General features: G+C 59.3%; 11 protein-coding genes and 1 pseudogene. All 12 read left to right on the top strand.

What is annotated here, in order from left to right; all coding sequences use genetic code 11:
- The first annotated feature begins 15 nt into the window (after positions 1-15).
- The 12 genes and pseudogenes from CJ187_RS04165 to CJ187_RS04110 all read left to right on the top strand — a co-directional run bounded on the left by CJ187_RS04165 (position 16) and on the right by CJ187_RS04110 (position 14,898).
- Positions 16-1,773 carry a peptidoglycan D,D-transpeptidase FtsI family protein gene (locus CJ187_RS04165; protein ID WP_102215620.1) on the top strand — a complete coding sequence of 586 codons (1,758 nt, stop codon included), beginning with the start codon at positions 16-18 and terminating at the stop codon, positions 1,771-1,773.
- A gap of 42 nt (positions 1,774-1,815) precedes the next feature.
- Positions 1,816-3,468, top strand: a complete 1,653-nt coding sequence (locus tag CJ187_RS04160; RefSeq protein ID WP_158237688.1) for a Mur ligase family protein — start codon at positions 1,816-1,818, stop codon at positions 3,466-3,468.
- 80 nt (positions 3,469-3,548) lie between these two features.
- On the top strand, positions 3,549-4,925 hold the full coding sequence (locus tag CJ187_RS04155; RefSeq protein ID WP_102215622.1) for a UDP-N-acetylmuramoyl-tripeptide--D-alanyl-D-alanine ligase: 1,377 nt from the start codon (positions 3,549-3,551) through the stop codon (positions 4,923-4,925).
- Positions 4,926-4,952: 27 nt separating this feature from the next.
- The gene (gene mraY, locus CJ187_RS04150; protein ID WP_102215623.1) at positions 4,953-6,038 is read left to right on the top strand and encodes a phospho-N-acetylmuramoyl-pentapeptide-transferase; all 1,086 of its coding nucleotides are present in this window, start codon (positions 4,953-4,955) and stop codon (positions 6,036-6,038) included.
- Entirely contained in the window at positions 6,035-7,456 is a 1,422-nt protein-coding gene (gene murD / locus CJ187_RS04145; RefSeq protein ID WP_102215624.1) for a UDP-N-acetylmuramoyl-L-alanine--D-glutamate ligase, read from the top strand. Before mraY ends, murD begins: the two co-directional genes overlap by 4 nt.
- Positions 7,453-8,733, top strand: coding sequence for an FtsW/RodA/SpoVE family cell cycle protein (locus CJ187_RS04140; RefSeq protein ID WP_233187258.1), 1,281 nt, complete (start codon positions 7,453-7,455; stop codon positions 8,731-8,733). Before murD ends, CJ187_RS04140 begins: the two co-directional genes overlap by 4 nt.
- Complete coding sequence (murG, locus tag CJ187_RS04135; protein WP_102215625.1) at positions 8,730-9,920, top strand: undecaprenyldiphospho-muramoylpentapeptide beta-N-acetylglucosaminyltransferase; 1,191 nt, start codon at positions 8,730-8,732, stop codon at positions 9,918-9,920. The genes CJ187_RS04140 and murG overlap by 4 nt, the downstream gene beginning before the upstream one ends.
- 6 nt (positions 9,921-9,926) lie before the next feature.
- Positions 9,927-11,278 (top strand): annotated as a pseudogene (murC, locus tag CJ187_RS04130) (UDP-N-acetylmuramate--L-alanine ligase).
- On the top strand, positions 11,275-12,216 hold the full coding sequence (locus CJ187_RS04125; RefSeq protein ID WP_102215627.1) for a cell division protein FtsQ/DivIB: 942 nt from the start codon (positions 11,275-11,277) through the stop codon (positions 12,214-12,216). The pseudogene murC and the gene CJ187_RS04125 overlap by 4 nt, the downstream one beginning before the upstream one ends.
- Before the next feature lie 195 nt (positions 12,217-12,411).
- Complete coding sequence (gene ftsZ, locus CJ187_RS04120) at positions 12,412-13,659, top strand: cell division protein FtsZ (RefSeq protein ID WP_102216512.1); 1,248 nt, start codon at positions 12,412-12,414, stop codon at positions 13,657-13,659.
- Positions 13,659-14,372, top strand: a complete 714-nt coding sequence (locus CJ187_RS04115; RefSeq protein WP_102215628.1) for a polyphenol oxidase family protein — start codon at positions 13,659-13,661, stop codon at positions 14,370-14,372. Before ftsZ ends, CJ187_RS04115 begins: the two co-directional genes overlap by 1 nt.
- Positions 14,373-14,460: 88 nt before the next feature.
- On the top strand, positions 14,461-14,898 hold the full coding sequence (locus CJ187_RS04110; RefSeq protein WP_102215629.1) for a cell division protein SepF: 438 nt from the start codon (positions 14,461-14,463) through the stop codon (positions 14,896-14,898).
- Positions 14,899-14,904 lie beyond the last annotated feature (6 nt).

Below are 14,904 nucleotides of genomic sequence, written 5' to 3'. Positions count from 1 at the left end.
CGTGGAAGGAGCGATTTGAAACTGCGGCAATACGTTCGGAGCAAACCGGCTCCGTTCTGGATCCTCACGATCTTCCTGGTGGGACTCGTCGCGATCGCTCTGCAACTAATTAACCTACAAATAGTGCGCGGCCCAGAACTCGCTGCACAAGGCCAAAGAATCCGCTTGCACACCTCCACGCTAGAAGCGCGCCGCGGAGACATTGTGGACGCGTCCGGCTCCCCACTCGCCACATCGCTCGAAACCTACCACATCGCCGTCAACCAACGGCACGTAAAAGAAGCGAAAGTGCTGCGTAAAGATAAGGACGGCAAAATGCAGGTCGTAGGAATCGGGCCGGCAGCAGTCGCGCAGCAGCTAGCACCCGTGCTGGGAATGGATGAGGCCGAACTTGGGGGGAAACTCGTGGGCGAATCGACCTACCAGTACCTCAAGAAAGACGTCCCCACGGAAACGTGGCGGGCAGTGCGCAAACTCAACCTCTACGGCATCGAATGGGAACCATCGTACCAGCGCGTGTACCCAAACGGATCCACTGCCGCATCCGTAATCGGATCCATTGACGCGCAAGGCGAGGGCAACTCCGGGTTAGAACTTACCCAAGATGAGCAGCTCAAAGGTAAACCGGGGATGCTGGAAAACGAGTACGGACCAACCGGGGAAGTAATCCCCGGAGGGAAAAGTGAGACCAAACCCGCGGTGAACGGCAAAACACTGCACACAACCCTAAGAGCGGACTTGCAGCATTCAGTGGAAGAGATCCTCAACAAGACCGTGGAAAAAACCGGAGCCGAATGGGGTGGGGTGGTGATTACCGAGGTGTCGAGCGGGAAAGTGCTGGTACTTGCCGACTCGGGAAATAAAGAAATCACCACTAAACCGCAAACGTCGCGGATTGTGCAATCCCCAATCGAACCCGGGTCAGTGGGGAAGATCCTCACGTTCGCGACCGCGCTGGAGCAAGGGAAAATAACGCCGCTAACTCCAATTCAAGTACCTTACAAGTACACGACGGCCGATGGGGAAGAGTTCATCGACTCGCACGAACACGAACAGTACACGCGCACCACAACCGGGGTGCTTGCGGAATCTTCCAACACCGGTACCGTGCAGATTGGCCAGCGGGTAACTGACGCCGAGCGCTTTGAAACGTTCAAAAAAATGGGATTGGGACAAGCCACCGACGTGCCCCTGCCCGGCGAATCCGCGGGCATTCTACGCAGCCCCAAAGACTGGGACCGGCGCCTGCGCTACACCACCATGTTCGGACAGGGATACTCGATGACACAGCTGCAGCAGGTGTCGATGATGGCCGCGGTCGGCAACGGCGGCGTGTACCTACCGCCACGCCTGATTGACGGGTGGACCGATGCGGATGGTTCGTACCATCCAACCGAAGCGAGTAAGCCGCGCCAAGCGATCGACCAGAAAACCTCGCAGATGCTTACCACCATGTTGGAGTCCACACTGTCGGACGAAGAGGGCACGGGCCACTGGTTCAAAGTAGACGGCTACAACATTGCGGCTAAAACCGGGACTGCGGAACTGTTCACAAACGGCTCCCACTCGGGAATCGCCGGATCTATCGTGGGGCTCGTGCCCGCACAAAAACCCTCAATCGCGGTCTCGGTTGTGCTCTACCGGCCGTCCACCGGTAAGTTCGCAACGGATACGGCTGGCCCACTGTTCCATGATGTAGTCGTAGAATCAGTGCGTAGCCTCGGGGTGCCTTCTTCAAGTGACTCGCCGACGCTCTACCCCACAAAACCGTAGTCGAAACACGGTTGTGGCAATACAGGGGAAATGGGAGGAACAGTGGAACTAGAACAGCTGCGACCCACAGCGGTCCAGCCAAAACCGATCGACGCGCTCGGTGGGCGCGTGATCCGCTCTGGCCCAGCCATAACCGGGGTGACCCTAGATTCAACTGATGTGCAGCCCGGTGACCTGTTCGTCGCCGTGCCCGGGGCAAAACACCACGGGGCGGAGTTCGCCAAGCAGGCATTCGAACGCGGCGCGGTGGCGGTGGCAACTGACGCGCGCGGAGTCGAACTGATTGCCGACCTAGACGCGGGCGTACTACAGGTTGCTAACCCCCGCGTTTTTGCTGGCGACGCCGCCGCACAGGTTTACGGGCATCCCTCAAGCAAATTGATAATGGTGGGAATTACGGGAACAAACGGGAAAACTACCACCACGCATTTTGTCCGCCACGCCCTGCAATCCCAAGGGTTGGCGACTCTGCTACTGGGAACCGTGGGAGTGAGCCTAGCGGGCGTGCACGTGCCGTCGGCCCGAACTTCGCTGGAAGCACCCGTCTTGCACCGCGTGTTGGCGTGGGCGTTGGAACAGGGCGCGCAGGCAGCGGTAATGGAAGTGTCATCGCATGCACTTACCCTTCACCGCGTGCAAGGGCTGCGATTCGACACCGTTGGGTTCTTGAATTTGCAGCGCGACCACTTGGATTTCCACCACACCATGGAAGCTTATTTTGAGGCCAAAGCTGCTCTGTTCACACAGCAGCTCGCGCGGCGGGCAGTAATCTGCATCGACGACCCCTGGGGGCAGAAACTAGCGCGCCGCTGCGAAGTGCCGTTCGAAACGGTACTAACGCAGCCGGGCAGCAATGGCACGAACAGTGGGTGGAGCGTGGAGGAAACGCGTGCGGATACCAGCACTGCGGGCACCGATGTGGTTGTCAGCCACGCGGGCGAACACGTCCACATGCACTGCCCCCTACCCGGGGATATTAACGTGCAAAACGCGACTGTCGCACTCGCGGCGGCTACCCAAGTAGTCGGCGAGAGTGGGGCAGCGACGCCAGCACCAGCGGACGCAGCAAAGCCGGCAGCAGCGGACGCAGCGGGTACGCATGCTTCCGCGCATGTTGCCGAGCAAGTGGCGGAAGCAATCAGCAATACCCCGCAGGTACCCGGCCGCATGGAAGTGATCGCGCACCGCGACGAGCAAACCCCACTGGTGATCGTAGATTTCGCGCACACGGCAGACGCGTTAACCGCCGCATGCCGCACCCTTGACCCCGTGACCCCGGGGCACCTATGGCTTCTGTTTGGAGCCACCGGGGAACGCGACCGTGGAAAACGCCCCCTCATGGCCCAAGCTGCGCAAGCAGCCGCAGACACAATAATCGTTACTGACGACGACGTGTACGGAGAAGACCCCGCGACCATCCGCGCCGAAGTGCTCGCCGGCTTCACCGGCAAAGAGGGACGCGCCTCACATATCTGGGAAGGCATGGAACGCGCCGCCGCCATCGACTACGCAGTCACCCACGCCAAACCGGCCGACACGGTCGTGATCGCCGGGCGCGGCCACGAAACCATCCAAACCATCGGCACCAGCACCATATTTCTGGACGACCGCGAACGAGCCCGGCAGGCACTGAAACAACGCCGCTTAGGTGCGGTTGCCTCGAGCGAAAACATGGTGGCCCACCACCCGGTTTAACCCGCGGGCACAAACGTGGGAAAATACAACAGACGGAACAACTAAACGCGCACCCGCGCGAAAAAACAAAAGGATCGCAGATGACCTACACAGCGCAATGGATCGCTAACGCGATGGCCGGACGCCTCGAAGGCGAGGACGTCACCATAACCGGCTCCACCGTAACCGATTCGCGCGAAGCGCAACCCGGGAGCCTCTACATCGCCCGCGTTGGCGAACACACGGACGGACACAACTTCATCGACGCAGCCCGCGAACACGGGGCCGTAGCCGCGGTAGTAACCCGGCCGCAAGAACAACTGGCCCTACCGCAAATCGTGGTGGAAGACGCCACCAAAGCACTCGGCATGTTCGCCCGCGCACACCTAAAAGAACTCCGCGAACACGGCACTATCTCCGTGGTGGGAATTACCGGGTCAGTGGGGAAAACCACTACGAAAGACATTACTTCCACAATCTTGAGTACGTTCGGCCCCACCGTGGCGCCCAAAAAATCTTTCAACAACGAAGTGGGAATGCCCCTAACGATCCTCAAAGCAGACGAAACCACACGGTACCTCGTGCTCGAAATGGGAGCATCGGGGCGCGGACACTTGCGGTACCTCACGCAAATCGCCCCACCCGACGTGGCGGTAGAACTCGCGGTTGGCAAAGCCCACCTGGGTGGTTTCGGCGACGTCGAAACCCTGGCGCGAGCAAAAGCGGAACTCGTGGACGGTCTGAAACAAGGTGGGACCGCCGTGCTGAACCTAGACGACAAAAACGTGGCGAACATGGCGGAGCTCACGAGCGGCCCCGTCCTGTTCTTCTCCGCCGCCGGTAACCCCAAAGCGGACGTGCAGGCAAGCAACATCACGCTCGATGAACGCTCGCGCCCCAGCTTCGACCTGCTCGCCGGTGAAGTTATCAAACGCGTCCGCCTCGGGCTGGTGGGCAAACACCAGGTGTCAAACGCACTCGCAGCGATCGCGACCGCGCTCGCGTTAGGTATTCCCCCGGTAAAAATCGTTGAGGTAGTAAACGATCTGCACGCGAAGAGCCCGCACAGAATGTCTATCTTCGACACCGACGGAGTGACGTACATCGATGACTCCTACAACGCCAACCCAGATTCGGTACGCGCCGGGCTCGACGTGCTCGAACGCGTCGGCGAATACGCGCCCCGCCGGATCGCAGTCCTGGGGGAAATGCTCGAACTGGGGGAGAAGTCTCAGCAGCTTCACGAGCAAGTTGGTCAACAAGCATTCGACCGCAACGTGGACCTCGTGATCGCAGTGGGGGAAGGTGCCGGCGCGATCCTCACGCCGATTCGTGACCGCCTCGAGTGTCACCAGGTGGATTCCGCGCAGGCGGCGGCTACGCTATTGAAGGAACTCGTTCGTCCTCGCGACGTGGTGTTACTGAAAGGGTCGAACGGAACGGGCATCTGGACCATCGCGGATAAGCTCGCTCGCTAGTTTAAGTAACGAAGGAAGGACTGAACCGTGGTAGCCGTTGTCGCGTCGTGCGCATTGTCGCTAGCTGTAACCCTGCTGGGGACAAAGGCATTCATCCGACTATTGGTTTCTAGGAACTTCGGGCAGTTCATCCGCCAAGACGGCCCCACGGCGCACTACACGAAACGCGGTACCCCCACGATGGGTGGGGTGGTGATCATCATCGCCGCTCTCGTGGGCTGGCTCGGTGGCCACGCCGCGATCGGGGAGATTCCCGACCTGTCTTCGTGCCTGCTGATGTTCCTATTCGTTGGTACCGGCGTGGTTGGTTTCTTAGACGATTACATTAAGATTTCAAAACAGCGGTCCTTGGGGTTGAACCCGGCCGCGAAGATCCTTGGCCAGTTAGCGGTCGGCACTATTTTCGCGGCCCTTGCCCTGTCTTTCCCGGATGCGCGTGGCAACACCCCGGCTTCCACCAAGTTGTCTTTTATGCGCGATCTACCGTTGGATCTGGCATTCGCAGGGGCCGCGATCGGCATCATATTGTTCATCCTGTGGGCTAACTTTCTGGTGTCCGCATGGTCGAACGCGGTGAACCTCACTGATGGTTTAGACGGGTTAGCAACCGGCGCTTCCATGTTCGCGTTCGGGGCTTATACGATTATTTCACTGTGGCAGTTCTTGCAGTCGTGCTCCGTGCAGGTTACGAATATTGACGTGTGCTATGAGGTGCGGGACCCGCTCGGGTTGGCGATCGCATGCGCCGCCATTGTGGGTGCTTGCTTTGGGTTCTTGTGGTGGAACGCCTCGCCCGCACAGATATTTATGGGAGACACCGGCTCGCTTGCCCTCGGGGGTGCGCTCGCGGGGATTTCAGTACTTACGCACACGGAGTTCCTGGCGGTGATTATCGGGGGGTTGTTCGTCACGATCGTAATGTCGGACGTCATCCAAATCGGGGTGTTCAAAATGACTCGCAAACGCGTGTTTAAGATGGCGCCGCTGCATCACCATTTTGAGCTTTCTGGGTGGAAAGAGATCACGATCGTGATTCGGTTTTGGATTATTGCTGGCCTGTGCGCCGTGGTTGGTTTAGCACTGTTTTATGGGGAGTGGGTGTCGCAACTATGATTCCGTTCAATAAGCCGATTGCCGTGGTTGGTCTCGGTAAGTCCGGTTGCGCTGCCGCCCGCGTGCTGACGGATTTGGGGGCACAGGTAGTGGGTTTTGACCGCCGGGAAGTAGATGTTGATTTTGAGGCGGTGTTCGGCACGGATGAGCAGCAGGCTAGCGCCGTAGCTGGTTACGATTTCGATATTGCAGTGCTTTCGCCGGGCGTGAATCCGCGTTCCCCGATTTGGCGGGCCCTGAAAAACAGTGGGTGTGAGATTTGGGGTGAGGTAGAGCTTGCCTGGCGGGTTCAGCAGCATTTGGGTAAGCACATTGAGTGGCTGACGGTAACGGGTACGAATGGGAAGACCACTACAGTTTCCCTGCTCGGCTCGATGCTGCAGGCCGCGGGGGCGCGCTGCGCCGTGGTTGGGAATGTGGGCACCCCGATTGTGGAGGCGGTTGCACACGCGGACCTTGAGGTTGTGGCTGTGGAACTGTCCAGTTTTCAGCTGTACACCACGCAGACCGTGCAGCCGCTTGCGAGCGTGTGTTTGAACGTGGATGCGGACCACTTGGATTGGCACGGTTCGTTGGAGGCGTATCGGGAGGCCAAGGCGCGGGTGTATCTGAACACGCGCCGCGCCTGCGTGTACGATGCGACGGACCCGATGATCCTCAAAATGGTGCAGGAAGCGGACGTGGTCGAAGGGGCGCGTGCGATTGGCTACACCGTGGGGATCCCAAGCATTTCGGAACTGGGCCTGGTGGAAGGGCAGTTCGTGGACCGCGCGTTCATAGAAAACCGGGAGCATGAAGCCCAAGCGGTAGCCAAGCTGGATGACATGGTGGGGTACGCGGGGCAGCACCCGTCGATCGCTTTAGTTAAAGACACGTTAGCTGCCATGGCTCTTGCCCGCGCGTGGGGTGCGAGCCCGGACGCCATCGCTCAGGGCATGCACCGGTTTGCGCTTGCTAACCACCGCAGGAAGATACTCGGCCAAGTGGAGCAGGTGACGTGGATCGACGATTCCAAAGCCACGAACGCCCACGCTGCCCTCGCGTCTATGGTGGGATTTCCAAACGAGCACGTGGTGTGGATCGTCGGTGGGGACACTAAAGGGCAAGACCTGCGCCCCCTGGTGTCCCAAGTTAAACCGCTTTTGCGGGGCGTGATTGTGATTGGCGCCGACCCTAAACCGGTTTTGAACGCGCTTGAGGACGCCGCCCCGCAAGTCCCCAAAGTGGTGGTCGATGGGCATGAAGACTGGATGTTCTCGGTAGTTAATGAAGCCGTCGCCATGTCCCGGCCCGAAGACACGGTGATTCTTGCGCCCGCATGCGCTTCGTGGGATCAGTTCAACTCGTACAGCGAACGCGGTGACGCATTCCAAGACGCAGTGGAGCGGCTAGCCCACCAGCGGGGTGTGCGGCTGTGAGCAAACCAGCGTTGCTCAAGCGGTTAAACCTGCGCATGCCGAAACTGAGGTTCAAACCAGCTACGGAACCTCCCGCACCTCCCTCAAACGTCACCACTTACTACATGATCTACGGGTCCGTCCTGTGCCTCATGTTCGTCGGGTTCATCATGGTGTTCTCCGCCTCCGCAGTGTCTTCCATTGCAGAAGGTCTGAACCCTTACCTCGCGTACATGCGTAACTGCCTGATCATGGTGCTCGGCCTCGTGCTGTTCCACCTGGTGGCGCGCGTCCCCGCGCGGATTTGGAACTCGTTCGCACTCCTCATATTTTTCGCCACCCTGGGGCTGCAACTACTGGTCCTCACCCCACTTGGACGCGGCGAAGGGGGCAACCGGAACTGGTTGAAAATCCCGGGCCTACCCATGGTGCAACCAGCGGAGATTCTAAAGCTTGGGCTAATTCTTCTGCTCGCCCACGTGCTCGTGCAATCTCGCCTCAAACACGACAACCTGTGGCACATGGTGCCCAACTTCTTCCTCCCGTGCGCACTCGCGATCGGAGCCATCATGGGTGGCCACGACCTCGGTACCGCCCTGATTTTTGTGGCAATCATCCTGTGCATCATGCTTCTGGTGGACTTCCCGCGCCGGTGGTACTGGTACCTGGCCGGTGGGGGGCTGTTCTTGGTCGGTTTTTTTGTGATGCAAAAAAGCTCACGCCTGGCACGCATCCTGTCGGTAATCCCCGGTTTTAAGCAGCCCCCATCCACGCACGCGCCCGAACAGTTAGACCACGCGATCTGGGCACTTGGAGCCGGCGGATTAACCGGAGTGGGGCCGGGTGCCTCAAGGGAAAAATGGAACTACTTAGCGGCCGCGCACACAGACTTTATTTACGCAATTCTAGGTGAGGAACTGGGGTTAATCGGCACGGTCGCGGTACTGGCATGTTTCGGTGTGCTCGCTGTAGGAATGTACCGCGTAATCATCCATCACTCCGACCCGTTTGCCCGGTACGTAACCGCGGGGGTGAACGGGTGGATCGCTTCCCACGCGCTCGTAAACATGGGGGCGGTGGTGGGGCTAACGCCAATTATTGGGGTGCCCCTACCGCTCATATCCACCGGAGGATCAGCGTTCGTATTCACTTCAATCGCACTGGGCATAGTCTTGGGGTTCGCGCGGCAAGAGGCGGGAATATCCAAGACAATGGGAGTGCGGCACTGGGTGAGCAAACCTATTAAGCGGCAGCGGCAACCGCGCGGCGCCAAGTTGAAAGAAAGGGCGGGACAATGACACGTAGGCGCATTTTGATGGCTGGTGGAGGTTCAGCCGGCCACGTCAACCCCCTGCTTGCGGTCAGCGCGAAACTGGCTGAACGCGGCACCGACGTGCTGGCGCTTGGCACCAAAGTCGGATTAGAAGCTGAACTGGTGCCCCAAGCGGGCTTTGAACTGTTAACAATCGACAAGATCCCAGCGCCCCGCCGCCCGGGACTAGCTGCCCTCCAGTTCCTCCCCAAACTTCGCCGCACCATCGCGCGCGTAGAAGAATACTTGCGGGAGCGCGAAGTCGACGCGGTCATGGGGTTTGGCGGATACGTGTCCGCCCCAGCTTACCTTGCGGCCCGGCGTCAAAAAATCCCTACGCTCATTCACGAGCAGAACGTGCGCGCTGGGTGGGCGAACAAGCTGGGGGCACGTTCGGCAGACCGGGTGGGCCTCACGTTTGCAAACACGAAGCTGCGTGCGCGCCGCGGTCGCACGGAGGTAACCGGGCTACCGTTACGCACGCAGATTGAACGGTTAGCGAAACTGCGGCAAAATCCGCAGTCACGCACACGCGTGCGTGAGAACGCGGCAAAGAAGCTTCATTTGGATCCGAACCAGCCGACCCTGTTGATAACGGGCGGGTCGCTAGGGGCGAAACATTTGAATGAGGTGATGGTCGCTGCTGCGAGCGCGTTCGACAAGCGGCTGCAGGTGCTGCACTTGACTGGGAAAGGTAAATCCGAAGGTGTCGAGCAAGCGGTTCGCTCATGCGGATTTGAAGGCCGCTGGATTGTGCGCGAATACGCGTCGAACATGGCGGACTTCTTCGCGGCCAGTGACCTGGTGGTGTGCCGCTCTGGTGCCGGCACTGTGTGCGAGTTAACGGCGCTTGGAATCCCCGCGGTTTACGTGCCTTTACCGATTGGCAATGGGGAACAGAAACTCAACGCGGCCGCGCAGGTACAAGCCGGAGGCGCGTACTTGTTTGCCGATAGTGAGTTCGACGAGTCGGTGGTGCAAAACTGGGTGGCGCCGCTGCTGGCAAGCCCGTCGCGGTTAGAGTCGATGGCTGCTGCGAGCGCGCAACTGGGCCGCGTGGACGCAGCGGGCGTGCTGGCAGATATGGTCAGTGAAGTACTGCACGAACGCGCAGGAGCACCGCACACTCCGGGAGCGACGGATACAGATCCCGATGCGAAAGAGGCGAGGTAGGCGAACATGGTGAAGTTTCATCTGATTGGTGTGGGCGGCGCTGGGATGTCGGTGGTTGCTCAGCTGTTGGCGGCGCAGGGGGCGCAGGTGAGCGGTTCGGACCAGGCGGATTCCCCTCGCCTGCAGAGCCTGAGTGAGCATGGGGTCACCACGTTTGTTGGGCATGATGCGGCGCATGTTCCCGAGGATGCCGTGGTGGTGGTGTCCACCGCGGTTAAAGATTCAAACCCGGAACTGGCGGTGGCGCGGGCCCGGGGGCAGCGGGTGATCCACCGTTCGCAAGCCCTCGCGTTGGCAGCCACCGGGATGGAGTTCGTGGCGGTTGCGGGTGCGCATGGGAAAACCACGACCTCCGGTATGTTGGCGCAAGCCCTGTCGCACGCGGGGGTGGACGCGTCTTTCGCGGTTGGTGGGGTAGTGAAAGGCTTCGGTTCGGGCGCGCACCTGGGGGCCAGCAATGTGTTTGTCGCCGAGGCAGATGAGTCGGATGCGTCTTTTTTGAACTATTCGCCGCGCATTGCGATGGTGACGAACGTAGAGGTTGACCACTTGGACTACTACGGTTCCAAGGACGCGTTCGAGCAGGCGTTTGTGGACTTCGCGGGGCGGATTGAACCCGGTGGGGCTCTGGTGGTGTGCGCGGACGATCCGGGTGCGAATAAGCTCGGGCAGGCGTATGCGCAGGCGGGGGGACGCGTTTTGACTTACGGTTTCCACGCGGATTCTGACGCGACTTTGCGCGACCCCCACTTGGGGGAGTGTGCGCGTGCCACCTTGAGTCACAACGGTTCGCAGTGGCCACTGCAGTTGCGGGTGGGCGGGGAACACAATCTGGAGAATGCGGCGGGCGCGTTCTTAGTTGGCGTTGAGTTAGGCGTCGAACCGGCAGTTATGGTGCGTGCGTTGAATGCGTTTGAGGGAACCGGGCGGCGGTTTGATTTCCGCTGCGAGGTAGATGGTAAGCGGTTGTTTGACGATTACGCGCACCACCCGTCTGAAGTGGAGGCGGTGTTGAAGCAGGCGCGTCAGGTTGCCGGTGATGGCCGGGTTCTGGTGCTGTTCCAGCCGCATTTGTATTCGCGGACGAAGAATTTTGTGATCGTTTTGCCGCGGCTCTTGCACATGCGGACGTGGTGGTGCTCACGGATATTTATGGGGCTCGGGAAGCTCCGATTGAAGGGGTTAGTGCCGCGCTAATTAGCGACCAGATTCCGGGGGCGTCGTTTGTTCCAGATTTGCATGAGGCGGCGCGGGATCTGGCGCTGCAAGCCCAGCCCGGTGACCTGTGTTTAACGATGGGCGCTGGAAGTGTAACTGAAGCGGGATCGACAATAGAACAGGTGTGGTTGAACCAATGAGGCGACCGCGTGGGCCGCGCAGCAGCAACCGCACCACTCGCACACCCGGGGATGACCGGGAGCGGCGCGATAATACGGGGGCGGAGGGAACTAAAGGAAAGCAGCCTGCCCAAGAGTCGCTGAAATCACGTATGCAGGCTAGGCTCCGAACCCAGAAGAACTATCTTCCAGCGCCGAGCGCATCGGAGGCGTTTTCCAGTAAGAAGAAAGTGCCGGAACTGTCGCGCTACCGTGACGAACGCAAGCGAGCGAAGACACGCGCAGCATTTTCCCGCATCGGGATTGCCGCACTCGTTGCAGTGATGCTACTGGCCGCGGTGTGGGCAGTCTTTTTCTCACCGATCTTCGCGTTAAACATGAATCAAGTAAAGGTAGCGGTCTCTGACTCGTCCGTGCCGGCAGATACTATTCGCGCGCAAGTTCGAACGTTCGAAGGTATACCCATTACACGCCTATCCACAACTACGGTGGCGCAGAAGGTAGAGGAAATAAACCGAGTGAAGCAAGTGACTGTGCGTCGCGCGGGCATACACGGCTTGACGGTGAACGTGCAGACGCGAAAACCAGCGGTCGCAGTAGCCCAGGGGGAGGCATGGTTGGTGCTCGACACCGACGGCGTACAAATAGACGCGGTTAAAGACCCACCGAAGAATCTGCCGCGCGCCCAAGTGGATGCGGGCTCGAAGCAAGAACGCCGTGCCGCCATTGACCTAATTACTTCCGTGCAGACGCAACTACCGGGGGAACTTATGCAGCGGGTGAAAGTGTTTGTCGCATCCGCCTCGCACCTGGATATTCAAACAGATGACGGCAAGACGATAAAGTGGGGCGATAGCAGTAATTCGAAAACGAAGGCACAGGTGGCGCTCGTGTTAATGAAGCAGCGGCCCGCAGAAACGTACGATGTGAGTGCGCCTTCTAGACCTGTAACCAGTTAGTGTCAACGCCCGTGCGCCGCGCAGTATCAACGCTGTGCAGCACGTGGCAACACCTGTTTGCGACACGCGGGTTCAGAAGTTGAACTAGTAGGTAAGTTTGTTTAACTTTCCTACGCAACGATCAGACGAAAACTGAACCTTCAACTTTAGGTTTAAGGTTCTGGGTTCGTAGAGGAACATTATTTGGGGGAACCAGTGGCAACAGCAACACCGAACTACCTGGCAACGATCAAGGTTGTGGGCGTGGGTGGTGGCGGCACCAACGCAATCAACCGGATGATCGAAGCCGGTTTGAAAGGCGTGGAGTTCATTGCGATGAACACGGACACGCAAGCACTTCTCATGTCCGATGCGGAAGTGAAAATTGACCTCGGCGAAGAACTCACCCGCGGTCTCGGCGCTGGCGCTGACCCCACGATTGGCCGCAAAGCTGCCGAAGCCAACGAAGATGGAATCCGCGAAGCCCTCGAAGGTGCCGACATGGTGTTCGTTACCGCGGGGGAAGGCGGTGGCACCGGAACTGGCGCCGCGCCCGTAGTCGCGCGCGTGGCCCGCGAAGAAGACGCGCTCACCGTCGGGGTAGTTACGCGCCCATTCGCGTTCGAAGGAAACCGCCGGGCGTCACAAGCCGAATCTGGGATTGAATCGTTGCGCAAGGAAGTGGACACGCTGATCGTTATCCCCAACGACCGCCTCCTGCAGATTTCCGACCGGAACGTTTCGTATTTGGATGCGTTCCGCATGGCCGATGAGGTTCTGCGCTCAGGTGTGCAAGGTATAACCGACCTGATTACGACGCCCGGCGAGGTGAACGTCGACTTCGCAGACGTTAAGTCCGTCATGAAAGATGCGGGAAGTGCCCTCATGGGCATCGGCAGTGCGCAGGGCGAAGACCGCGCGCTCCGGGCAGCGGAAGCGGCAATCGCCTCGCCACTTCTGGAAGCCAGTATCGATGGTGCCCACGGGGTTCTGTTCTTCTTCCAAGCTGCATCTGACATTGGCCTGTTCGAGATTCAGCAAGCCGCGATGCTCGTCAAAGAATCCGTGCATCCGGAAGCAAATATTATTTTCGGTTCCGTCACCGACGATTCTTTGGGCGACGAAGTTCGCGTCACCGTTATCGCGGCTGGTTTCGACGAGAGTCAGAGTTCCTACACAGATCCCGATGAGGTATTCGGTTCTGTAAAGAAGGCGGAGAAAGAAAAACCCGCGCAAGCAGAGAAGAAACCGACCGAAGAGAGCACGCCGGAGCGGCCCCTGGGTACTCTTCCGCAGCCTGCGCACCGAGCTGAACAGCCTGTGCCAACGCGGTCCGCTTTCCCCTCAGCCCGGCCAGAAAAAGAGAAGAAACGCGAGTCGGACGACTCCTTTGTCGTTCCCCGGATTTTCGATGAGGACGACGATGACGACAAGGGGCTGGACCTGCCGGACTTCTTGCGCTGATGCACACTAGCTCGCCCGACTTAGACGGTGCCCGCATCGGGTTCACGCGCATCCGTACTTCCGTTGCGGATGGTATCGACCGGCCCAACTACGGCCTCGCGGTCGGTGACGATCCGCAGGCCGTGCTTGCTGACCGGCGGTCCCTCGCGCACCTGGTGGGCAGTCCGATCGTGTGGATGGAGCAAACCCATTCCGACTGTGTCGCGGTGAACCCGCCTGCGGATCCGCGCGGCAAAAACGCGGTTCAAGCAGATGCGGTGATTGTTGCTTCGGGCGCGGCCGCGGTGCAGGTAGCGGACTGCGTCCCCATCCTCATGAGTGCCGATAGGGGCCGCTGGGTCGCAGCAGTACACGCGGGCCGCCGCGGTATCGAACAGTGCATTGTGGGCAAAGCCGTGCGGGCGTTGCGGGACCTGGGGGCAGAAAGCATCAGTGCCTGGGTTGGACCGTGTATTTGCGGCAAATGCTACGAGGTAGACGAAAAAACCTTTCGCGCGTGCACGCAGGTGCTACCGGTGTTGCAAGCGCAATCCCGGTGGGGGACGCGCGCGTTAGATTTGCGGGCGGGGGTGAATGCACAGCTAAACGAAGCTGGTGTTGATAACATCCATCACCGCGAAGAATGCACGTTAGAAACCCCTGACCTGCACTCTTACCGCAGATACGCCGGATGTGGCCGGCAGGTAGGGTGGATTCAAACCTCGGACCTGTAAGACACGCCGAGTCAAACCATGCGTCGCAAGCTTTCGTCATCTAACTTTGAGATATCGACTTAAGCCGGCGAAAAATGGGAGGTCTGGGATGTCAGGTGCGCTGAACCAGGTAATGGCAAAAATGGGGTGGCGTAGCTACTCGGATGAAGAACCTGAATACTACGAAGATGAGGCGGCGTACGAACCCGAGGAGGAATACGAACCCATGACTATGCTTCCGCGCCCTGAAGTTGTGTCTTCAAAGCAACCAGATCTGAGTCGGATTAAAACAGTGCGGCCCGCTTCTTACGAAGATGCGCGCACAATTGGGGAGGCATTTCGTGACGGCATTCCCGTGATCGTGAACCTCGCTGGGATGAGCGAGACAGAGTCACGGAGAATCGTGGACTTCTGCGCTGGGGTAACGTTTGGTCTACGCGGAGAAATCGAAGTTGTGGGCGGCGAGGTACTATTGCTTTCTCCCGAGTCCGTGAAGATTGAGAACGACGCGGTTAAAGCGTCTCGTTCTTCCTCCATTTTTGATTAAGAGCGA

This window comes from Gleimia hominis, from assembly GCF_002871945.2.
Classification (GTDB): Bacteria; Actinomycetota; Actinomycetes; order Actinomycetales; family Actinomycetaceae; genus Gleimia; species Gleimia hominis_A.
Note: the sequence above shows the minus strand (reverse complement) of the source record. Positions and strands in the feature narration are given on the sequence as shown.